The sequence below is a fragment of the Paenibacillus pinisoli genome (assembly GCF_003605435.1).
GTDB lineage: Bacteria > Bacillota > Bacilli > Paenibacillales > Paenibacillaceae > Pristimantibacillus > Pristimantibacillus pinisoli.
Genome location: NZ_QXQB01000001.1, coordinates 873004 through 894698, shown reverse-complemented (window position 1 = coordinate 894698; position 21695 = coordinate 873004). Strand labels below are relative to the sequence as shown.

Annotated in this window: 19 protein-coding genes, 1 tRNA gene and 1 pseudogene; 17 read left to right on the top strand and 4 right to left on the bottom strand. The window is 50.6% G+C overall.

Translation table 11 applies throughout. The annotated features are described in order from the left end of the window. Positions 1–7 precede the first annotated feature (7 nt). Positions 8–1054 (bottom strand): YkvI family membrane protein, encoded by a 1047-nt coding sequence (locus tag D3P09_RS04295; RefSeq protein WP_120107492.1) that lies wholly within the window; start codon positions 1052–1054, stop codon positions 8–10. Between the two features lie 113 nt (positions 1055–1167). Continuing rightward, positions 1168–1833 carry a hypothetical protein gene (locus D3P09_RS04290; protein WP_120107490.1) on the bottom strand — a complete coding sequence of 222 codons (666 nt, stop codon included), beginning with the start codon at positions 1831–1833 and terminating at the stop codon, positions 1168–1170. A 211-nt stretch (positions 1834–2044) separates the two neighbouring features. On the opposite strand from D3P09_RS04290, the gene D3P09_RS04285 reads away from it, so the two are divergent. The 6 genes and pseudogenes from D3P09_RS04285 (at position 2045) to D3P09_RS04260 (ending at position 5426) form a co-directional block, all read left to right on the top strand. After that, the gene (locus D3P09_RS04285) at positions 2045–2614 is read left to right on the top strand and encodes a xanthine phosphoribosyltransferase (protein WP_120107488.1); all 570 of its coding nucleotides are present in this window, start codon (positions 2045–2047) and stop codon (positions 2612–2614) included. An 82-nt stretch (positions 2615–2696) separates the two neighbouring features. After that, positions 2697–3011 (top strand): hypothetical protein, encoded by a 315-nt coding sequence (locus D3P09_RS04280; RefSeq protein ID WP_120107487.1) that lies wholly within the window; start codon positions 2697–2699, stop codon positions 3009–3011. Positions 3012–3137: 126 nt separating this feature from the next. After that, a complete protein-coding gene (locus tag D3P09_RS04275) occupies positions 3138–3356 on the top strand; it encodes a hypothetical protein (protein ID WP_120107485.1) in 219 nt (72 codons plus the stop codon). 31 nt (positions 3357–3387) lie between these two features. Next, a pseudogene (locus D3P09_RS28020) lies at positions 3388–3546 on the top strand (TFIIB-type zinc ribbon-containing protein); the annotation flags it as partial. A gap of 426 nt (positions 3547–3972) precedes the next feature. After that, positions 3973–4461, top strand: a complete 489-nt coding sequence (locus tag D3P09_RS04265; RefSeq protein WP_120107481.1) for an RNA polymerase sigma factor — start codon at positions 3973–3975, stop codon at positions 4459–4461. Beyond that, on the top strand, positions 4458–5426 hold the full coding sequence (locus tag D3P09_RS04260; RefSeq protein WP_243643897.1) for a hypothetical protein: 969 nt from the start codon (positions 4458–4460) through the stop codon (positions 5424–5426). Before D3P09_RS04265 ends, D3P09_RS04260 begins: the two co-directional genes overlap by 4 nt. A 155-nt stretch (positions 5427–5581) precedes the next feature. Here D3P09_RS04260 and D3P09_RS04255 read toward each other — a convergent pair. Next, positions 5582–5668, bottom strand: a tRNA-Leu gene (locus tag D3P09_RS04255). Between the two features lie 381 nt (positions 5669–6049). On the opposite strand from D3P09_RS04255, the gene D3P09_RS04250 reads away from it, so the two are divergent. Genes D3P09_RS04250 through D3P09_RS04240 form a run of 3 tightly spaced genes read left to right on the top strand, consistent with a single transcriptional unit; the run spans position 6050 to position 9040 of the window. Further along, the gene (locus D3P09_RS04250; RefSeq protein ID WP_120107477.1) at positions 6050–7012 is read left to right on the top strand and encodes an ABC transporter substrate-binding protein; all 963 of its coding nucleotides are present in this window, start codon (positions 6050–6052) and stop codon (positions 7010–7012) included. Positions 7013–7037: 25 nt separating this feature from the next. Further along, positions 7038–8069: a FecCD family ABC transporter permease gene (locus D3P09_RS04245; RefSeq protein WP_120107475.1), complete on the top strand. Its 1032-nt coding sequence runs from the start codon at positions 7038–7040 to the stop codon at positions 8067–8069. Continuing rightward, positions 8066–9040, top strand: a complete 975-nt coding sequence (locus tag D3P09_RS04240; protein ID WP_165867306.1) for a FecCD family ABC transporter permease — start codon at positions 8066–8068, stop codon at positions 9038–9040. The genes D3P09_RS04245 and D3P09_RS04240 overlap by 4 nt, the downstream gene beginning before the upstream one ends. A 201-nt stretch (positions 9041–9241) precedes the next feature. On the opposite strand, the gene pdxR is transcribed toward D3P09_RS04240, so the two are convergent. After that, a complete protein-coding gene (pdxR, locus tag D3P09_RS04235; RefSeq protein WP_120107471.1) occupies positions 9242–10675 on the bottom strand; it encodes a MocR-like pyridoxine biosynthesis transcription factor PdxR in 1434 nt (477 codons plus the stop codon). 348 nt (positions 10676–11023) lie between these two features. Here pdxR and D3P09_RS04230 point away from each other — a divergent pair, with 348 nt between their 5' ends. The 8 genes from D3P09_RS04230 to panD all read left to right on the top strand — a co-directional run bounded on the left by D3P09_RS04230 (position 11024) and on the right by panD (position 21689). After that, positions 11024–12139, top strand: a complete 1116-nt coding sequence (locus D3P09_RS04230) for a hypothetical protein (RefSeq protein WP_120107469.1) — start codon at positions 11024–11026, stop codon at positions 12137–12139. Between the two features lie 21 nt (positions 12140–12160). After that, a complete protein-coding gene (gene wsfD, locus D3P09_RS04225) occupies positions 12161–13633 on the top strand; it encodes a glycan biosynthesis hexose transferase WsfD (protein WP_207892441.1) in 1473 nt (490 codons plus the stop codon). Positions 13634–13661: 28 nt separating this feature from the next. Further along, on the top strand, positions 13662–15275 hold the full coding sequence (locus tag D3P09_RS04220; RefSeq protein ID WP_120107467.1) for a hypothetical protein: 1614 nt from the start codon (positions 13662–13664) through the stop codon (positions 15273–15275). Further along, the gene (locus tag D3P09_RS04215) at positions 15272–16522 is read left to right on the top strand and encodes a glycosyltransferase family 2 protein (protein WP_120107465.1); all 1251 of its coding nucleotides are present in this window, start codon (positions 15272–15274) and stop codon (positions 16520–16522) included. The genes D3P09_RS04220 and D3P09_RS04215 overlap by 4 nt, the downstream gene beginning before the upstream one ends. 15 nt (positions 16523–16537) lie before the next feature. Then, a complete protein-coding gene (locus D3P09_RS04210) occupies positions 16538–18637 on the top strand; it encodes a cellulose biosynthesis cyclic di-GMP-binding regulatory protein BcsB (RefSeq protein ID WP_120107463.1) in 2100 nt (699 codons plus the stop codon). Beyond that, positions 18634–19485 carry a diguanylate cyclase domain-containing protein gene (locus tag D3P09_RS04205; RefSeq protein ID WP_120107462.1) on the top strand — a complete coding sequence of 284 codons (852 nt, stop codon included), beginning with the start codon at positions 18634–18636 and terminating at the stop codon, positions 19483–19485. Before D3P09_RS04210 ends, D3P09_RS04205 begins: the two co-directional genes overlap by 4 nt. A gap of 181 nt (positions 19486–19666) precedes the next feature. Beyond that, complete coding sequence (locus tag D3P09_RS04200) at positions 19667–20737, top strand: glycosyltransferase family 2 protein (RefSeq protein WP_243643896.1); 1071 nt, start codon at positions 19667–19669, stop codon at positions 20735–20737. A gap of 568 nt (positions 20738–21305) precedes the next feature. Then, complete coding sequence (gene panD, locus D3P09_RS04195; RefSeq protein ID WP_120107460.1) at positions 21306–21689, top strand: aspartate 1-decarboxylase; 384 nt, start codon at positions 21306–21308, stop codon at positions 21687–21689. Positions 21690–21695 lie beyond the last annotated feature (6 nt).

Here is a 21695-nt window from a genome sequence, read left to right as displayed (position 1 = left end):
AGGTCGCCTACGTTTGCCGGTAGGCGACTTTTTTGCGTATCATCAGTACAAGCCAGCCCAGGCTGATGAGTCCGAACAGCGGATACAGCGTGGAGAGCAGAGGGCCGAAGCCGATCTGGCTGGCCAAATAACAGATCACAAGCACGCCAAAGGTGAGCAGCTCGCGGGACCATTTCATCCGCTCCTGCAGCTGCAGCGTCAAGCCATAAATGTCGGCAATCAAGGTGGTGAAAATTTCGGCGAAAATCAGGAAAATATAAATGAACTGTACGTAGTAGCCCAGTTGCTTGGCAATGCCGCCCATTGGTATGGCGTATTGCTGAATGCCCGGCATATGGACGGACAGCGCGATATGTCCGGCGAGCAGCATGAAGCCGATGCCGATCCCTCCGACCCAAGAGCCGATGACGATTGTTTTCCTGTCGCGGATTTCCGCGCCCAGCGGGACGAGTACAGCTTGCGCAAGCGAGAGGTTGAATGCGGTATACAGAAAAGGGGAGGCCCATGCGGCCCAAGGCGAATAATCGGTAATAAGCGTCATGAACTTGTCCGATCCCGGCGTGCGGAACGTATCAATCATGACCAGCACCGTGAACAGCAGCATAACAGGCACAACGACCGCATTGACGGTCAGGATCGCCTTCATGCCTTTCCGCAATAGAAAAAAGCTGGCCGCAATGGTAATAAGCAAGCCGGCTTGATAGGAGATATTCCAATGCTCATAAAAGATCGTGCCTGCGCCTGCGAGCATGACTGCGGTAACGCCAAGCAGAATGACGAGCATGAAATGGCTAATGAGGCGACCGTAACGATCGCCGAACAGCGCTTTATTCAAATCCTCATACGACTTGGCGCGAATCTCGCTGGATATCAGCATCATCTTTGTTCCAAGCCATATAAACATGACGGTTGCAAGTGCGATTGTTAGTGATCCCCAATATCCGAATCTCGTAAAAAACTGCAAAATTTCCTGTCCGGTGGCAAAACCGGCCCCAACTATCGTACCCATATAGGTTGAAGCGATTTGCAATACCTTGCCTGTCCGTTTATGCATCGTACTCTTCCTCCGATCCGACTGCCTTCTCTATTAAGAAGGTATGTCCAAGGAGGGACAGGCATGACATAATTATTGGAAAATGATGCGGATGTCATCCGCTGCCGGCGGGATCAGCTCTGGGCGATCAGCTTCATCGCTACAATCTCGTCTCGATCGGGATTGACGTCCAGCTTAAGCGTAGCGCCAGCCGCGTCATAGATGAAGAGATAGTCGGAGCGGGTATCGGGCTTGCCAAGCTCCTTCAGCGCTTTCTCCGGATCGTCGCCAATCCGCAGTCCGCTTAAGCCTGCCAGCGCATCCGTGCCGAATACTTCGACAAAATGCACGCAGCCCCTTTCATCCAATCCGATGGAGAAGCCGTCATACTCGAGCACCTGGATCGAGCCGCTAGATTCTTCAAGGCGGTAGCTGTCCTCGGCTTGGCCGAAGAAGGTATGAATGACTTCATTGCTGTCGCCGATCGCAACTCCCTTCAGCCGCGGGTTGTCGAGGCTCCATTGATCGGGCTTGCCGGCAGTGCCGGGGCTTGTCTTGTTTACAGAAGATGTCTCGGTCGAAGTCTCGCGGTCCGGGATATGCGAAGGGGGTGGCGCCGTTGCGCCATTATTCTGGTCATACGACTTCTGAGGGCTGTCGATGACGACGGTATCGCTAGGCGAGGGTTCGACTTCTCCTTGCTTGACGGGGCTTTGGCAGCCTGCAAGTCCAACCGTTAAGGCCAGGGCAGGCACCAGCAGCAATCTATGGCAGTGATGAGCGTTCCGAAATAGGTTCATATGCGCTCCTCCGAATCTTGTTTCTATGTATATATAAACGTAACTCCCTAGGTGAAAGTTGCTTTTTTTCTCTATTAAATGGTTCTCATTATTCTGGGGCCTGCCCAGCCGTAATTATCGCCTTGCCAGCAAACTTGACATGTCAGGTTGCGCATTTTGCCTTGCGTGTGGTACGTTATCGAAAAGGGATTTTTGGCGGAGGTTATTGCGAATGGAAAAGCTTAAGCAACGTATATTGGAAGAGTCGTCGGTATTGTCGAGCGATGTGCTGCGGATGGATGCCATCATCAATCATCAGGTTGATCCGGCGCTTACGATGGAGATGGGACAGGAATTCGCCAAAAGATTCGCTGAAGAGTCGATTACGAAAGTCATTACAGTAGAGTCATCGGGCATTCCGGCTGCATTCGCCGCTGCTTACGTACTGGGCGTACCGCTTGTGTTCGCAAGACGGAAGAAGACGCTGATTGCGGACCCCGACGTCTATATGGAGCGCGTGCCTTCTTTTACAAAGGGCATGGTTACGGACATTATGGTATCGAAGCAATTCCTGTCGAGCGACGACCGGCTGCTGTTTATCGACGACATTATTGCGAATGGAGACGCTGCGCGCGGACTGATTAAGATTATCGAGCGCTCCGGGGCAACGCTTATCGGCATGGGCATCGTGGTGGAGAAGTCGTTCCAGGCGGGCGCCAGAACGCTGAGAGAGCAAGGCATTCGCGTAGAGTCGCTTGTGAAGATCGCTTCGCTGGATAACGGGGAAATCAAATTTGAGTAAGATGTACCAGCGGCCTAACTCTTTTCGCGAAGAATATTTTCGCTTATAATAAAAGGTAAGTGATCGAGGGGAGGCACAAGTGATGGGGAATATGTCTGCTGAATTTCTACAGTCGAAACTGACCGATGCCAAGACGCATTTCGAGAGAGCCTTGGACTGCAAGCATACGGAATTTGATGATCTGTATCCTTATATGATTGAGCATCCGCAGTTTTTCTGGTACAAACGTTATGTTGCATGGTCAGAGCTGCTTACGATCGTGAAGCTTTGTGAAGAGCTGTCTGTCGGCTGGCAGGAGCAATTCACCGAGAAGCAAGCGGATTACATCGGCAAGCGTGTGATGTCTTCACGCGTGCTCGATGAATGGTACGAGACGAACCGCGAGCATGTCGGATAAGCATAAGCAAGAAGCATAATAAACCTCGATGATTCGCATGATGTGAATGTCGAGGTTTTTTTTAGTATAATGGGAACTGCAAGTATGCACTAGGTTAGCAGCATGAGAAGGAGGACAAGTTCGTCTATGGTGTCAGAGGAGCAATTGGATGCATATCGGCAATCCGGTGAGACCGTAAGAGTCGTGCGGGACGAGATCGAGGCCAATGACGTGCTGGGGATTGTTGTCGCATGGGACGAGACCGCCGTTCTGGTACGCAAGCGCAGCCGCCGTGTCGTCAAGCTGAGCAGGTCCTACCGGTATATTCCGATTTCGGAGGAACGCATGTCTCCGCCGTCCGTATAAAGCTTTGTAGATCAAAAACAGGAGTGATCGTATGAAGTGTCCAGTATGCGAAGATGTGCGCATGAGAGAAGTCGTAAAGGATGACGTTCTGATCGACGTCTGCCCGGATTGCAAGGGCGTATGGCTTGATCGCGGTGAGCTGGAGAAGCTGATGCAAGGCGTTCGCGAGGTTCGCCAGGATTATGAGCGGATGGAGCAGCACATGTATGAGGATCCCGCAGGGGGCAATCCTGCTCAGCAGCAGCCCGGCTCTTATGGCCAGCAGCCGACCCAGCCTGCGCCTGGCTACGGCCAGCAAGGCGCAGGCGGTTATGGACAGCCGCCGCAAGGCGGATACGGCTCCGGCCAGCAGCCTCATAACCAAGGTTATCCGCAGGCGGGCTACGGGAAGAATCAAGGCCATTATGGCTACGACAAATACGGCAGACCGTACAAGAAGAAAAAGACGGTGCTTGACGTATTCGGCGATCTGTTTGATTAGAATGGAAGAACTTCAAGCTTTCTGCCGCAACGGTTGTTGCGGGGGAAAGCTTTTTTATATGCTTTTTAACTTTTTTTGAACCGGAATGTGACCAATTGGCGTCTATAGTTGTGTTTAGGGAAAGGGGGCTCTACTATGCATAGCAACTCGCTCCGGCCGGGCGCGGATTTTGCAGAAAGCTACAAAAAGCATGGCATCATGCTGTACAAGTTGGCGATGGTCCATCTCGGCCATCCCCATGATGCGGAGGAAGCGATGCAAGAAGCGTTTATGAAGCTGCTATATAACGCGCCTGCGTTCCAGGATGACGAGCATGAGAAAGCTTGGCTGATTCGGGTGGTGACGAACCATTGCCGGAATATGCGGCGCAGCTCTTGGTTTAGACGCGTGGTCAAAGGGGCCGAAGTGCCGGAAGCGAGCAGCATTTGCGCGGCGCAGCCGCTTATGGAGCTGGTGCTGGCATTGCCTTTTCGCTATAGGACGGTCATTCATCTCTATTATTACGAGGAATACAGCGTGAAGGAGATTGCCGGTATTCTGCATATTAGCGAGTCGGCTGCGAAGATGAGGCTGAACCGGGGCAGGCAGCGGCTTAAGCTGGATTTGGAAGGAGAGGGGTTATGATGGATCGGCAAGACTACCGGGATGCGATCAATTCGGTCGTGCCGGATCAAGGAATGGAAGAGCGGATTAGACAAGCGGTAATCGCTCCCAAGAAACGAGGACGCCGCTTTATCGCATATGGAGCCGCATCTTTAGCCGCGGTATGCCTGATCGTCTGGGCAGTATTACAGTATGGGCCGGAGCGCTTGAATACATTGGATCTGAAAGAACAACCGGTATTGGATGCGGTCGTCATACCTAAGATAAAGCTGCCTAAGAAAAGCAATGCAGCGGCGGACATGGTCGGACTGGTCGTCTATGAAGGCCAAATCTATACACAGACGAGCACCCGAATGGCGGCTGCCGATGCCAAGCTGCTGCGCGGCGAACGCCTGGGCCGAACGAAGGGCGGAATTGACGAGTGGAGCAAAAGGACGGATTATGAGGAGCTTGCTTCCAGCATTGGCGAGGTGGATATTTTCGCGGTGAAGGGTTATGACACAAGCTTCCGCATCATGTCTTACCATGAGGAGAATGGTGAAATTTATGCCGAGCTGTATGAGTGCCTGAACGGGATTAAGGTCCGGTCGGGGGAGGACTTGATGGGCAAGCTGCGTCTGAAGGACCGCGTGCAGTCGGCAGCATGGCAGCATTATGACGCTTGGTACAACAGCAAGCCGGAATACGGAGAGGTTACGGCGGATGAGGTTCTTAACGGATTCCTTGCGGCGCTGAATGAAGCCAAGCCGTTTGATAGGGACCGCTTGAATGCGGAAGGTATCTATGAGCGGAATAAGTTGCAGCAGAAAATGCTATTTCTGAAGGTGGAAGACGGTACGGAAGTGCAGCTGTGGCTCTTCCCTGACAACTATGTGATGTATGTCGGCGCGCCTGTTTTTTTCCAGGTGGAGGAGGGAGCATTCCGGGCTTTGTGGAATCGGATGGAGCAACCGGATGTTATAAAAAATGAAGCAACAGCTTCATAATTCAAATTGGCGATGACCTCTGCCCGGATTTGCTCCGAGGGGTCATCGCTTTTTTGTTTTACCGCCTAAGTGATTTCAGACATATAATTATTGCAAACAAAAAGCTCTTGAATTTCCTTGGAAGGAAACTCAAGAGCTCATTCATTAATAAGGTATGGTGCGGTCGAGAGGACTCGAACCTCCACGGTATTGCTACCACTGGAACCTGAATCCAGCGCGTCTGCCAATTCCGCCACGACCGCATGTGTTGTTGTGTCAACATGAAATAATATATCACAATGAAAAAGCCGGGTCAAGCATTTTTTAATATTACATTAAGAGTCGTTGGAGTTAACATTCATGATTTCTATCAGATTGCTGAGATCATTGACTTCATGGGTCCAAAAAATAATGCCTTGCGTATCGTAAACTACATACATAGGAAGTTTCTTATCGGGCAGCTGTAGTAGCACACTAAAAATATAACTCTTTGGCAAGGCTAGCCCTATGAGGGGAGTGGGGCTATGGCACAACTGGATGGTATCGATTGATGTTAACTGGATGATGTCAAAGCGCAATCCTTCGATTACAATCGGTAACTGAGAATAATAATCATTAACGGTTCAGCCAAGGAGGAGCAATTCATGCGCAAGTTTCAAATGTTCGCGGTCATTATGCTAACGTTCAGTATAGTGCTGTCGGCTTGTGGATCAGACAAAAATACGGGTGCGGCAAGTAACGGCTCGAATCAAGGCACCGCGACAGATAACGGTGCTGCGAATTCGCCTGCCGTCCAACATGAATGGGGAGCTTGGGCAGGAAAGCAGGTTCCGCAAAAGGTGGTGACGCTGGACTTTTCGTTCATTGACACACTGACAAGCCTAGGCGTTGTACCTGCTGGCAATGCGGGTGTCGGCACGACCAAAATCCCGGAGTATCTGCAAGGCTCGATCGGATCCGAAGTTGCGGATGTAGGCGAGCGCAAAGCGCCTAACCTGGAGGTTATCCAGTCGCTCAAGCCGGATTTGATCATCGCCAGCGTAGACCGCCACAGCATGATTCAGGCTGAGCTTGAAGGCATCGCTTCTACTGTTGCATTCGACGATGTGAGCTACACGCAAGTGCTGGACAATGTGAAGAGCATCGGGGCGATCTTGAACAAACAAGCGGAAGCGGATAAGGTTATCGCAGATCTGACAGCCAAGATTGAAGATGTAAAAGGACAAATCGAGAACCAGCCATCAATCGTAGTAGCCGGATTCTTTGATGATGAATTTACGGTATGGATTAAGGATTCCTTTGTAGGTTCGCTGCTGAGCAGCGCAGGCGCAGATTATGCCTTTAACGGGGAGATATCCAAGCTGGAAGGGAAAGGCGAAGGCAGCAAAATGACGCTGGAGCGCCTCCATGAGATCAATCCCGATTATATCATGGTCTATGGAGACAGCACGGAGAAGCTGAAAGCCAATCCGCTGTACCAGGATTTGAAATCAGTCAAGGACGGACATTTTATAGAGGTTGACCGCAATCTGTGGGCACGGGGACGCGGGCCAATCGCTGCGAACCATATTTTGGACGAGCTTCTTCTCCATCTGAAAGCGGAATAGGCTTGCAAGCAAGGAGATTGAATCGATGAGTATTATGAACAAAGGGCGGCGGGGACTGCATTCAGCAGCTTCCCTGCGGCTGCTTTTTGCCATTTTGGCCCTGTTGCTGGTTGGAGTAGCTTGTCTGACCGTTACTTTTAAAGTAAACGGCTTTGCCTGGAAGCCGCTATTATTTCCGTCTGCCGAGTCGCAGGATGTTCTGTTGTCTTATACGGTCTGGCATATTCGCATGCCGCGGCTGCTGCTGGCGGTCTCGCTCGGCGGGACACTCGCTATTGCAGGCTGTCTGCTGCAGGCGGTAACCCGTAACTTTTTGGCCGATCCCGAAATTATGGGGCTTAATCAAGGAGCATCATGCTTTGCTGTCATTGCGCTGATGGTATTCGGCGGGGTGAATAGCGCCGATGTGATTCTGGCGGCTGCTCTTTGCGGAGCTGCGGCAAGCGGTGTGCTGATTTACTTCTTCTCGCGCTTCAGCGGCAGCGATCCTTCCCGGCTCGTATTGGCAGGGGTCGCGATCAGCGCCTTTATGGGGGCATTAACGACGGGCATCATCTTATTGTTCGAAACCCAGCTTACCGAAATTTTATATTGGATGGCCGGCAAGCTGTCCGGAGCGGAATGGAGAGACAACTATCTGGTATGGGTGCTTGGCGTTCCGGCTATAATCATCGCCTTCTTGTTATCGAATACGCTAAACGTGCTGATGCAAGGAGAAGAGATTGCAAGCGGACTTGGTGTACATGTAAAGCGAATCCGCGGCATACTAGGGCTGCTGATCATCGTATTAACGGGCAGTGCAGTCGCGGTCGCCGGTCCAATCGGATTTATCGGACTGATCGTTCCCCATATGGCGGGGCGGCTGGGCGGAGTCAGCTATCGGGTCGTCATCCCGTTGTCTGCCTTGATGGGTGCGCTGCTGCTGGCAGCTGCAGATTTTGCGGCGCAATGGCTGTTCTATCCTGCCGACATCCCCGTTGGCATCCTAACCGCTATTCTTGGCGTACCGTTCTTCCTCTACTTGCTGCGCCGCAGCAGGGAAGGGGGGCGGTCATGAGAAAAGGCAAATTTCTGATTACAATGCTTGTTCTATCTCTAATCCTTATTATTGTTGCGCTGCTCAGCCTTCGCCTTGGAGCTGTGAGCACGCCGGTATCCGATATTATAGATGAGCTGCGCACGGGCGAATGGCTTGTATTGAAATACCGGCTGCCAAGACTGCTTATCGCTGTATTGGTCGGCATTAATATGGCGGCATCCGGTTCTATCCTGCAAGGCATTACCCGGAACCCGCTCGCTGCGCCTGATATTGTTGGCATCTCAGCTGGCGGCGGATTGTTTGCCGTTATCGTGCTGCTGGTATTCCCGCAGCTTGGCGCGCAAGTGCTGCCTGCTGCAGCATTTGCGGGCGCTATTCTGGCTGCGGCACTGGTCTATCTGGTGTCCTATCAGCGCGGAGGCATCCGGCCGATGAGGCTGGCGCTGACAGGTGTAGCGATATCGACTGGCTTCCAGGCGCTAATTACTTTTATGATTGTCAAATTCGCGCTTACTTCCTCTCAAGCTCTGGTCTGGCTAAAGGGGAGCCTGTATGCGCGTTCCTGGCAGCATGTTGAATTGCTATGGCCATGGACGGCTGTGGGGGTGATTCTTACGTTGATGTGCTACCGGCTTCTGAACACGCTGCAGCTTGATGAGGATACGGTCAAAGGGCTCGGCATGCGCATCCAGCTTGCCCGGCTTGGGCTGCTCGCCGTTGCGGTGGGGCTGGCCGCAAGCTCCGTTGCCATAGCGGGGACGATCGGTTTTGTCGGACTGGTCGTGCCGCCGCTGGCCCGGCTGCTGGTCGGCTCCGACAGCAGATATGCCGTGCCGGTTGCTGCCATGCTAGGTGCGGTGCTTGTTGCGACGGCCGATATGCTGGGACGTATCGTGCATCCACCGCTCGAAATTCCGGCAGGCATTATTACAGCCCTGATCGGAGCGCCGTATTTTCTGTATATTCTGCTTGTACGTAAAGGGAAATAACGGAATGCTCTGCTACTGAATCAGCTTGCTGGACACATTTCAACATAATAAAGGGCAGCTTCAGATCGCTAACGACTTGGAACTGCCCTTTTTCAGGACCAGTATTGGGTATCCACATTAGGTGAATCCGAGCGTCTAACGTTGCGCAGCACCGCTACATTCGAAATTTTCTTATTTGGCGGGATTGGCAGCCCCGAAATGTTACTCCACGACAGCCCGAAGGGCTTCAGCCAGCTTTATGACTCCTTCCTCAATCTGCCCGACTTGCGGTCTTGCATAGGTTAGCCGCATATAGCCTGATTCGGCTCCGTACAAGCTGCCCGGTACAAAGGCGACGCCGCGCTTTAACGCCTCATCCAGAAATTTGCCGTCATGAATCTCCGGCACTACCTTGCACCAGAGATGCATGCCCCCTTGCGGCACCGAAAATTGCACGAGCCCGCCCATATGCCGATGCAGCGCCTCAACCAGCGTGTCGAGCTTTAGCTGCAGTTGACCGCGAAGCCGCTCCATATGCGGCTGAAAAAGCGGAGACTCGATAAAAGCGGCAGCAATCTGCTGAGGAATAACGCTAAAGCCCATATCCATCTGCCTTCTGGCATCTGCGAGACGCGCGATGACGGACTTGGGAGCGACAATCCAGCCAATTCGCAGTCCCGCTGCAGCGATTTTGGAGAAGGAGCCGATATATAGTGTACTGGACGATGCATCTTCTGCTTTAATGGGTGGCGGGTAGTCCGTATTATACGCAGTCAGGCTAAGGGGATCATCCTCTACAATGGGCAGTCCAAGCTCGCTGGCCGTATCCAGCAGCAGCTTCCTTCGATCGGCTTGCAGAAGCGTTCCCGTCGGATTCTGGAAGTTAGGATTGACGAACAGCATCTTGATGCGGTATCGGCTGTACAGCTTGCGTATGCCTTCAGGCCTTACGCCATTCTCGTCCATTGGGAGCGGATAGATTCGCAGCCCGGCGGACTGGAACATCGATAGCGAACGGGTAAATGAAGGCGTCTCTACAGCTATAGCGTCTCCGGGCGACAGCAGGCATTGGGAGATCAGATACAGCGATTGCTGCGATCCGCTCGTAATCAGAATAGAGGACGCCGTCGTCCGAATTCCGCGATAACGCTCCAGAAAATCAGCGAGCGCCTCACGAAGAGGAGGGAAGCCCTGGCTGACGTCTGAGCCGTTATCCGGATGATAAGAGCAGCCATGCATAATGTCATTGATTTCCCGTATGGGCGACAGATCGGTGGAGAGCTTGCCGCTGGCAAAGTCAATAATTGTCCCGTCCAGAGCCAGCGCATCCCGGATTCGGCGCAGAAACGGCAAGTTCGGAAGAAAGCCGCCATTCTCGGCGTACCTATGCCACTCCGGCGTTCGGCTATCAGCTTGGGTCCAGCTGGAGCTTACCTGAGTCTTGCTGCCGGGCCTGCTTTCTACAAGTCCAAGCGAACGAAGCTCGGCATAAGCAAGCACGACAGTGCTTCTGTTGACACCGTACAGCTCCGCCAGCTTCCTCTCGGACGGCAGCGGACTGCCGGGAGGATATTCGCCGTGAACGATCATCTCCTGAAGATGATCGGCTATTTGGCGGTAGAGAGGAATCGCGCCTTCGCGATCGGGCTTCCACATGATGAACACCTACTTATTTAAAACTTTGGAAGTATGCACTTTTTTTAAAGTGACTTTATCGTATCACAAGGCGCATGCGATCAAAAGTGAAATTGCTTCACTCTATTAAAGATCGGAAAACAGCAAAACTAGCAAAACCGTTTAATTCCATCGACAAAATTGGATATATTGTATAATAACTGTCAATTATTCGACATTTGTTTAGAGCTATAGTATGATGGATTCTAGTTCAATTTAACTAGGAAATATTGATAGATTGTATATCAAAATGTGATATTTAGATTTCAGCATTTAATAAGCTTTCCGGTTAATCCAATGTGGCGTAAGAAGTAAGGAGAATGGCTTTACATGCATATTCGGTATGGATGGATATTGGCTGCCGCAGTCTTGCTTTTGGTGTTGAACGCATGTGCGGCAGGACAACGCAATACGGTCAGCCCTCCCATTGATGTCATAATCGATCAGTCTGATGAATGGAAGAAGGAGGCGCAAGCACTGCACAATTTCATTGTTAATCAGTTGTCTGGCGATTACGGCGTATATACGAACTGGAAGGATACCGGGCAGTCGGAGCTCGCTGCGACCGGACATGAAGTGCTGAGCGAGTCGGCCGGACTGCTGCTCCGTTATTATGCGCGAACGGGACAGAAGGATGCCTTCGACCGTACCTGGGAACAAGCGAAAGCTACGTTTAATCTCGATTCCGGCTTCAGCTATCGGTATAGCCCCATTCATCAAAAAAGATATACGCTCAATGCAGCTGTAGACGATCTGCGTCTTATTCGAGCGCTGTATGAAGCGGAGGCGGCATTTGGTACAGGCGATTACCGGAAGGAGGCGCACTCTTACGGCAGCCGTTTTTATTCTTATAATGTGCATAATGGCCAAATGTATGACTTTTACGATGAAGCCTACCGCACAAGGAATGAATTTGTCACGTTATGTTATATCGATCTGAAGTCGCTGCAACTCATGGAGCTTCCAGAGGAACAGAAGTCGCAGCTGGTTTCCGAGATGACCGATACCATTCAACATGGTTATATATCCGATGCATTCCCCTTTTACGAAACCAGGTACGAGTATAAATCAGACAGCTATAAGTCGGAGCAGATCAATACGGTGGAATCGCTGCTTACCATCCTGCATTTGGCTGAGACAAGCCGCCAGAAAGAGACAAGCATTCAGTTCATTAAGGAACGTGTAGCAGAAGGCAAGCTATACGGCCAGTATACAAGAGACGGCAAGCCGGCGAGCGATGTGCGCTCTACGGCGATATATGCCATTACGGCTATGATAGGCGCGGAGATCGGCGACCCAGAGCTGTATGATGAGAGCTTGCAGAGAATGAATGAATTCATGGTGCAGGACGCGGGCCATCCGTTCTACGAAGCTTACGGCGATACCGTGACAGAGGCAGCTTATTCATTTGACAATCTGATGGCCTTGCTTGCCTACACTTATTAATAGAAAGAAGGCTGGAAAGCGATGTTCGTCCGTACGGTCAGCCGTAATTTGTTGCGATTCGGAACGCCAGCTGTTGTGGCGGCATTGGGAGTACTGATCATTACGATTCTTGCATTGTTCGTCCCGCCGTTTATCGGCATGGCAGATAATGGAGACTACTTCCGAATCATATATAGCAACGGCTTGTACTTCAGCGCTCCGGATTACGATCAGCAGTATTTGGGTTATTTCGTGAAGGAATACGGCATTTTTCAATATTTTAATGAAAACAGCGCGTCCCTTTTCTCTTCGCAATCTTTATTCATTCGTATGGCGATTGCTGTTAATCAGTGGTTTTACAGCAATCTGTGGTTCGATATCCGGTTTCAGGCAGCTATTTACTTGCTGCTGTATGTTGGAGCTGTCTATTTGCTTGTTGAAGCGTTGACATGGAAGCTGCCGCGCAAGCGTGGATTTATAATTGCGGCACTGGCGATTTTTTTATTCGCGGATACCGGCTACACTGCGTATTTTAACTCCTTCTTCGGCGAGAGCATCGTGTGGATTATGACATTGCTTGTATTTGCGTCGGGACTATTGCTCTGGCGCAAACGATACAACGATTACGTGCTGCTGGCGATCTTCGTCATTAGCGCGCTTATCCTGACGACGAGCAAGCAGCAGAATGCGCCAGTCGGCTTGATTGTTGCCGTACTTGGCGTAGTGCTGGTCTTTATCCGCAAGGAGAAGAAATTCCGCCTGATTACGTGGACGGCACTTATCAGTTTGTTCGCGGTTGGGGTCGGCACTTATGTGCTTATTCCGAAGGAGTTCGTCAACATCAACAAGTACCATGCCATGACAAGAGGCGTTCTCCTTTACTCCGAGGATCCTGAGGCTACGCTTAAGGGCTTTGGCATCGACCGTCAGTATGCTGTGCTGAATGGTACCATTCACTATCTCCCGTATACGACGGTAGATGTAGATTCACAGCTTCTGGAGGACAACTTCTACAGCAAGTACGGCTTCGGCTCCATTCTGACGCATTACATCACCCATCCCGATCAGGCGGTCAAAATGTTGAATATGGCTGCCCGCAACGGCTTTACGATACGACCTCCGGCGATGGGCAACTTCGAGAAGTCCGAAGGACGCGAGTTTGGCGAGCATACTACCTTCTTCTCGGGGTATAGCTTGATGAAGGATGCACTCGCTCCTAAAACCTTTGGTTTTGTCGTGATATGGATGGCGGTTGTGATCGGTTTCTATATGCCTACGTTTGTGCAGGCCGTCAAGGCGCGCAATGCTAGACAGCAGCTGAGGCTGGGACTTGTGCTGATGCTGATGCTGATGGGCTTGTCAGGCGTGCTCGTATCGATCATAGGGGCCGGCGATGCCGACCTCGCGAAGCATCTCTTCCATTTTACCGCAACTTTTGATCTGGTCACTTTCTTGCTGGTGGCAGATCTGATCGGAAAGCGGCTGTGGGGGAATCAGGACGAGGCAGCGGCCTAAGGGATGGTCAAGGAAAGGAGGTTTCAATATGAATAGAAGGCACAGACTGCGAGAGCTGACCATTCCGTTTGCTCAGCCGGACTGGCGAAGTTCCATTAGTGTTCGGCTTATGATGCTCCTGATAGGCCTGATGCTGGCGGTGCCCGGTGTAGCCGCTGCCGCATCAGACGAGAAGCAGACGTCGCAAGTGCTTCTAGTCTACGACAGCTTGGCGCTAGGGAGCGGGAAGGAAGGCAATATCGAGGCGTTGAAGCGTATGGCGGCGGCATTCGGAGCAAGCGTCACGGTGCAATCCTTTGATCAATATGTCTCGGGCTCGATTTCTTCCTACGATTATGTGATCGGCGTGCGGAATAGGGAAGATCTGATGACAGACGGCGGGAGCTTCTTGCAGGATTTATCCCATTATGAAGGAGCTTATCTGCATATTGGCGCTAATCTGCCGGGGCCTATGCGGGCAGAGCTGCGGTTGCTGGAAGAGAAACGAACGCAGGAGACGATATCACTGTCTATCGGACAGCTTGCGGAGTCGTCTATCAAAGTAAGCGGAGGCCGTTTTATTACGTCTTATAACGGAGAAAGCTACGGAACGATCGCCATGGATGGCAGGCAGGATACATATCCGTATGGCGTCCGGAACGGCTCAACCGCTTATATTCCTTATTATGAGAAGGGCAATCTAAGCGAGCTGGCGCTTGGCTACTTGTTGAAGGATTGGCTGAAGTTCGAGAAGGAGACGCAATTATACGTACTGTTTACCGAAATCTATCCCTTCTCGGATTTGCAGGCGCTCGTGCGAATGGCAGATTCGCTTTATGATGCGGGCATACCGTTTATTGTCAGCGTGAGGCCGGTATTCAGCAACACCGATTATCCCGCTATGAAACGGTATTTGGAAGCCTTGAAGCATGTTCAATCGCGCAACGGCAGCGTTGTCGTCCAGGCTCCGAATGTTTCTGCAACGATCAGTCAGGATATGACGACACTGGATTTGCAAATGGCGGAATTCATTAATGTGCTTGCGGATTACGGCGTGGCGCCGCTAGGCGTCGGTGCGGAGATGTACTGGGTGTATGATCAGCATTACATTACAAAAGGGATGGGCGCGTTCGATTCCAGCGTGTTGTTCCCTAACGGAGAGGTCAAGCATATGGCGAAAGTGGATACGACGAAGGCGTTTGCGTCATCGCTGTATACGGTTGAGATGAGCCAAATCGAGCAGCTGCAGCGCAAGGAGCTGTATCTGGAGCCTTTGCCGATGGATACGGCGCTTGTGCTGGACTTCCCGTCCGATGAGGAGAAGCTGGAGGCGACCATTGACCGGTTGGTAGAGGAATGGACATCATTTGGAGATTATAAAAATACGGGCCATGAGGTTAAGACCGAAAAATACGAAATTGCCTCGCAAGGCGGAATCCTGTATTTGAACGGACAAGCCGTCACGCTAAATGCGGCAGACCGGCTGATCAGCTCGGATTACGAGTATATCTCCAAAGGCGAGAAGAGCTTCGAGACGCTGTTCACTATGCAAAATAAAATTTTAATCGTACTCATTCTGCTCTCGCTATTCATCTTTGGATGCTTCCTCATTATCGGTTACCGGATGTACAAACGGAAGTACGAGATAAGGAGGCGCCTATGACACTTGCCGACATCCTGATGCTCATATCGGTTATTTGTATTTGGTCGCTCTTGCTGGTTAATGTCGTACTGATTATTGCAGGTTATCTGTATTATATGGAGCTTGAAGACAAGCCGGTGCCAGAGCTGAAGGGCGAAGCGCCGTTCGTCTCTATCATGGTGCCGGCCCATAATGAAGGGAAGGTTATCGTCAAGACGGTGGAATCCTTGTTGAATCTGGATTATCCGCATGACCGGTATGAGATCATCGTCATCAACGACAATTCGTCGGACAACAGCCGGGAGCTGCTGGGCGAGCTGCAGGCGATGCATCCGGGGCGCAATCTGAACATTATTAATACGGATGCGGTAACGGGCGGCAAGGGCAAGTCCAACGCGCTCAACATCGGGTTCGCACAAAGCAAGGGCGAGCTTATCGCTATCTATGATGCCGACAATACGCCGGAGCGGAAGGCGCTATTGTATCTCGTCTCGGAGATTATGAACGACAAGACGCTCGGCGCGGTCATCGGAAAGTTCAGGACGCGCAATCGTAACGCCAGCCTGCTCACGCGGTTCATTAACGTAGAGACGCTGTCCTTTCAATGGATGGCGCAAGCAGGGCGATGGAAGCTGTTCAAGCTTTGCACGATTCCCGGCACGAACTTTATTATGCGCCGCGAAATTATTGAGCGGATCGGCGGCTGGGACGTTAAGGCGATCGCGGAGGACACAGAGATCAGCTTCCGTATCTACATGATGGGCTACAGAATCAAATTCCAGCCCAAGTCAGTCACTTGGGAACAGGAGCCGCAGACCGTCAAAGTCTGGTTCAAGCAGCGGACGCGCTGGGCAAAGGGCAATATATACGTCATTATCAAAAATATCCCGCTGCTATTCGATAAATCCGCCCGCAACATTCATTTTGACATTTTGTACTTTCTATCGATCTACTTTTTGCTTCTAACCTCGCTGATCATGTCCGATACGCTGCTTATCCTGCATGCGCTTGGTTATGTAACAACCACAATTGCGAGCTTCAGCTCCTTCTTGTGGCTGCTGGCTATTATTTTATTTATTATCGGCACATTCATCACCCTCGTGACGGAGAAGGGTGAGATGCGACTGTCCAATGTGTGGATCATCATGCTCATGTACATATCTTACTGTCAGATGTGGATGGTTGTGGCGGCTTATGGTCTGTATCAATACATTAAGGACCTCATCTTCAAACGCGAGGCCAAGTGGTATAAGACGGAACGTTTCTAATGCGGAGGGAAAAAGGTGAAAAAACGATTATTGCTCACAGCACTTATAGCGTTGCAGTTGTTCCTTGCCATGATTGCGCCAGCTTCGGCCGAGCAATCCGCAACAGCAGGCGCTAACGCGGATGCAACAAAGACTTACGGCAGCAGCCTTGCGAATGCCTCAATGATGGGCGGCTTTGCGACGAGCCAGCAATACTTTCAGCTGGAGTCCTATTGGAATGTAGAATCGGTTGATCTTTATTTGGATTACAAGGCGACGCCGCTGACGCAGGACGAGTGGTCCAGCGTGACGCTGCTAATAAACGGCAAGCCGTTCCATTCATTCCGGCCGGAAGTGAATGATCAGGAGAAGCAGACGTTGACGGTTAATGTGCCGCTGGAGTCTCTGCTCGAAGGTTCGAATCTGTTATCGGTACAAGGCAATATTCAGACAGTGAAACCTGGCTCTGAGCTTGTCTGCTGGGCTACAGATTCGAAGAACAGCTGGCTGCAGCTGTTCGACAGCTCCAGAATTGCGATTCAGTATAAAACGAAGCCAATGGAAGGGACTATTCGCGATTTTAACGTTCACTTTAAGGGGCTGGATACGGTCAATGACGGCAAAAATGCGATTGTTGTGCCGACAAACAGCGAAGCTGCGGAGCTGGAAGCCGCAATGTACACTCTGTCTGGGCTCGCAAAAGCAAATCCGCTTAAGCAAAATGTAATTCCGGTATTGGAAATTGGCACGGCGAGCGTAAAGAGCAAAAGCGCAATTGTAGTTGTGGCGATGTATGATCATCTCCCAGATGACATTAAGAAGCTGATTACACGGGAGAGCATGCAAGGCAAAGCCCTGCTGCAGGTTGTGCAGCTTGGGAATACGTCAGCTCTTGTAATTACGTCAGACGATGCGGAATTGCTCGTTCGGGCAGGAAGACTGGCAGCCAATCAATCGTTGCTTCAGCAGTTGGATCGTCCGGCCAAGCTGGTGGATGCCGCTACGGAGGTTGAAACTCCGGCAGTCGAGATTAGCAAAAACATCAAGCTGACCGAGAATGGCGACAAGCTCACTGGCGCGCGCCATAGGGAGCAAGTTTATTTTGTCTCCATGCCTGGCAACCGCTCGATTGCGGATGCCAGCAAGCTTAGCCTGGATTTCCGTTACGCCAAAAATCTGGACTTTGACCGCTCGATGGTAACGGTCTATATCAACGATACGCCAATTGGCAGCAAGAAACTGTCTGCGGAGATGGCGGACCGCGACCATTTGGCACTGCAGGTTCCGAAAAACCTGAACATATCCGGCAACTTTTCCGTGAAAGTCGCCTTTGATCTGGAAATGACGAACCCTGGCTGTATTGAGGAGCAGGATCAAATGCCATGGGCTTACGTGGACAAGGAATCCATGCTGCAATTGCATACGAGAGACCGTGCAGATTTGTTGCTCGACAATTATCCTTATCCGTTCGTGAGAGACGGCAGCTACAACCAGGTAGCGGTCGTGCTTCCGAAGGACAGAGACGCTTATCTGTACCAATCGCTTGCGAATGTGTTCAATCTGTTAGGTCAATTCGCCCAGACCAATACAGGGGATATTGGATTCTACAGCGATGATGCCGGTGAGAATGAGCTGTCCGGCAAACAAATCATTGCTATCGGCAGCTATGAGAATAACCGTGTTATCCAATCCAATAACGACTCGCTATTCTTCCAGTTCGACCCGAACAGCAAAGGATTCCATTCCAACGAGAAGATGAGCATCGACATCGACTATGGCAAGCGGGTTGGCGCATTGCAGCTGATCAATTCGCCGTATGACGACCGGAACGGAATGCTGGCTGTTACGGGCTACAGTCCGGAGTTTTATTATTTGGCTTCGCAGCTGGTTGCTTCGGAAGGGCTTCTGTGGAAGGTGTATGGAGATGGTGTATTGACGGATAAGGATGGTACCGTGCGTCCGTTCCGCTTCAAGGAAGCGGCAGCACCTGAGTCGCCATCTGTCATTAGCGATATCATGGACCGCTCCGATGTGCTGAGCTTTATGGTTATTTTGGTGCTGGTGTTGGTATTCGTTCTGGTCTCCTTGATTCTGATGATTCGGAAGTATAGAAAGAAACGGGGGAATGCGGAATGAGGCGATTCCAGAGCAGCATGGTCTCGGACGCAGCGTTTATGCTGTTGTTCGCAGCCTGCTTTGTTGCGGTAGTATTTACAGCCCGGGACCCCGATTTGTATTTGCAAAATGTTATTTTCTTGAATGTGGCTTTCATGATAGCGATCATTACGTACTTTACTACGGTGACGACCGGGTTGATTTTGAATATTTTGTTTATATTCGGATACGGCACCTTTACGCTATATCAGACTGTAATAGTCGGCGGACTGATCGGCCCGCAAAATTATTTCTGGCTTATAATGACGCCAATTTTTACGATGGTGACCTGGATGCTGACCTTGTCCAGCAAGCGGCTGCAGGCTGAGAATGAGGAGCTGCTTAGAAACAACTCCTCCCTGGCAACAGTTGATGCCAACACCAGTCTGAAGAACACACTGTCCTTTAAGAATGACGCGACAATCTTTATGGCATTGTCCGTACGTTACGAAATTCCGCTTACGCTCCTGGTCATTCAGGTGAAGTATTGGGATGAGATCAAACGAATGATTAGCGAAAGCCAGCTGACTGATGCCATTCAGGACATGTCGAGGCTGAGCCAGACCAGCATTCGAACCAACGATGCGTTGTATATGCTGAACCGGGAGCATCCGACGTGGGGCATGCTGCTGTTCACGGATCGTCCAGGCGCGCAGATTGTAATCGATCGGCTGAAGCAACGCGTGAACGAGCTTAATGAGTCAGAGTCGGAGAAATATAAGGTATCGCTCAATCTGAAGATTGGCGCAATCCAATATGAACGCGAGAGCATTCCGACTCCGCTTGACTTCATCGCCCAAGCGAAGAAGCAGCTGGAGTATGACGTGTAGGCGTAGCTGTCAGGTATAGGTGTAAAATGATAAAAGGAGCAGGCGAATTGCACGTTCGCCCGCTCCTTTTTTGTGCATATTAACTAAAATTTATAAGAACTGGACTTGACGTCTAGTTCTTGTCCCATTTACACTGACGATGATTCAACAGCGTCTTTTATGAAAGAATGGAGTGAGTAATATGAGTGAAGTGGAACAGCTCGTAAGTATCGTGATGCCTACCTACAACAGGGCGAAGATTATCTCGGGCGCCATCGAGTCCATCATGCGGCAGCCTTACGCGAACTGGGAGCTTATCGTCGTGGATGACCGCAGCACAGATGAGACTGAAGCCGTTATACGGGAGTGGACGGCGAGGGATGCAAGAATCCGCTACGTGCGCAACGAGCGTGCCAAAGGGCCGGGCGGGGCGCGCAATACAGGAATGCTGGCGGCGAAGGGCGAGTTTTTGGCATTTCTCGATTCTGATGACGAATGGTTCCCCTGCCACCTTAGCGACAGTATGGACGCTCATGCCCAGGCCCAGGCCGATGTCACCTTTGCACTTTGGGTGGAGCGGCACGGAGATGTAGCGTCATATACCTTCGACAATGAAGTGGAGCGCGGTCTGCTGAACAAGATGAGGAATACTTTTGAAACACAGAATGAAGGGGAGGTCATCATTTTTGAGAAAGGGCTTTTTGAAGCCTTCCTGTCGCATACCCGCAATTTTTTTCAGCTCAATACGATGATGTTCCGGCGGAAGCTGCTGGATGAAGTCGGGCTGATCAATGAGCAATTTCATTTAGGCGAGGACACTACCTTTCTGCTCCGTTTCTTTGACAATTACCGCATCGCACTTCAGACCAAACCCCATTCCGTCTATCAGGAATCGCCCGACAGCCTCTACTTTTTTTGCGACCGCTGGCTGCTGGACCCCGACACGATCCATCTTCATGAGGAGATATATTCCAAAATCGAAGGACTCAGCTTCAAATCGATCAAGGTGCGTGAGCATATTCGAGAGCTTGTTGCGCAGTCAGACTCCATAAGCCACAAATCGAGGCAGCTGTCGTATATCGATATTGGAATCGCAAGCAAGTATTATACCTTGGGCTATTTGAACCGCCATGACCGCAAGCTGGCCCTGCAATATTGCCGTCAATCCATCCAAAGCAAGGTTACGATTTTTAATCTGCTGCTGTATGTGAAGCTGCTGTTGTCCAGCAGGAAAGGGAGCGCTTTCCTGCAAAAGGCTCTTAACCTCTGGTAGGCGAAATTTGAAAATAATAGAATTTACCCCTCTTTTGATATAATAATCACCCTTACGCAAGCGGACAAATACCACTACTATAGGGGTAAGGATGCAAGAATTTTCGTGGGTATATATCATTTTTCTGATATATGTATCATTTTTTGCGTCTGAAACCCGCACATTGACAACTTCATGGGAATTGTTTTTTTATTTACGCTAACGCTTTAACTCTTCACCGCTACACTCAATTACACCCATTTACCTCACAATGAAACTTCTTCAAGAATCGACTTCATGCAAGTACGGAATATACTCCACGTCAATACTTCCAGAATTTTCAATCAACTAGAATCCAAGCGCCTTGCACAGCTCTCTCAATATCATGAATCCGCCTGCCAGCATGAACAACCAGTTTTTTAGTTTTTGCCCGTTAGGATTAAGTGTGAATTTACGTTTGACCGTGTGAATGGCTGTTTTTACGCTGAATGTTCTTTACAGAGAATCAATGTTGTTGGTTGTTCGTTATTGGAGGTTTATTTAGGTTTCAGTTTTTTAAAAAAGACCACCCCACAAGGAGAGTGTATTCATGTTCAGAGAGATGCATAAGTCCAAAATCCACCGTGCAGTTGTGACGGAAGCTAACTTAAATTACGTAGGAAGCATTACGATTGATCAAGACATTTTGGACGCATCGAACATTTTGGAGAATGAAAAAGTGCAAGTCGTTAATATAAATAACGGCGCGAGACTCGAAACCTATGTCATAACAGGGCCGAGAGGCTCGGGTATGGTTTGCTTGAACGGCGCTGCGGCCAGGCTGGTACAGCCGGGCGACCGCGTCATTATTATCTCGTACGCGATGATGGAAGAATCCGTCGCGCGCACATACCGTCCGCATGTCGTCATTATGGACGAGCAGAATCGGATTGTAACCGGGGAGTATCAGGAACTGCATTCCACAACGGTGTGACAATAA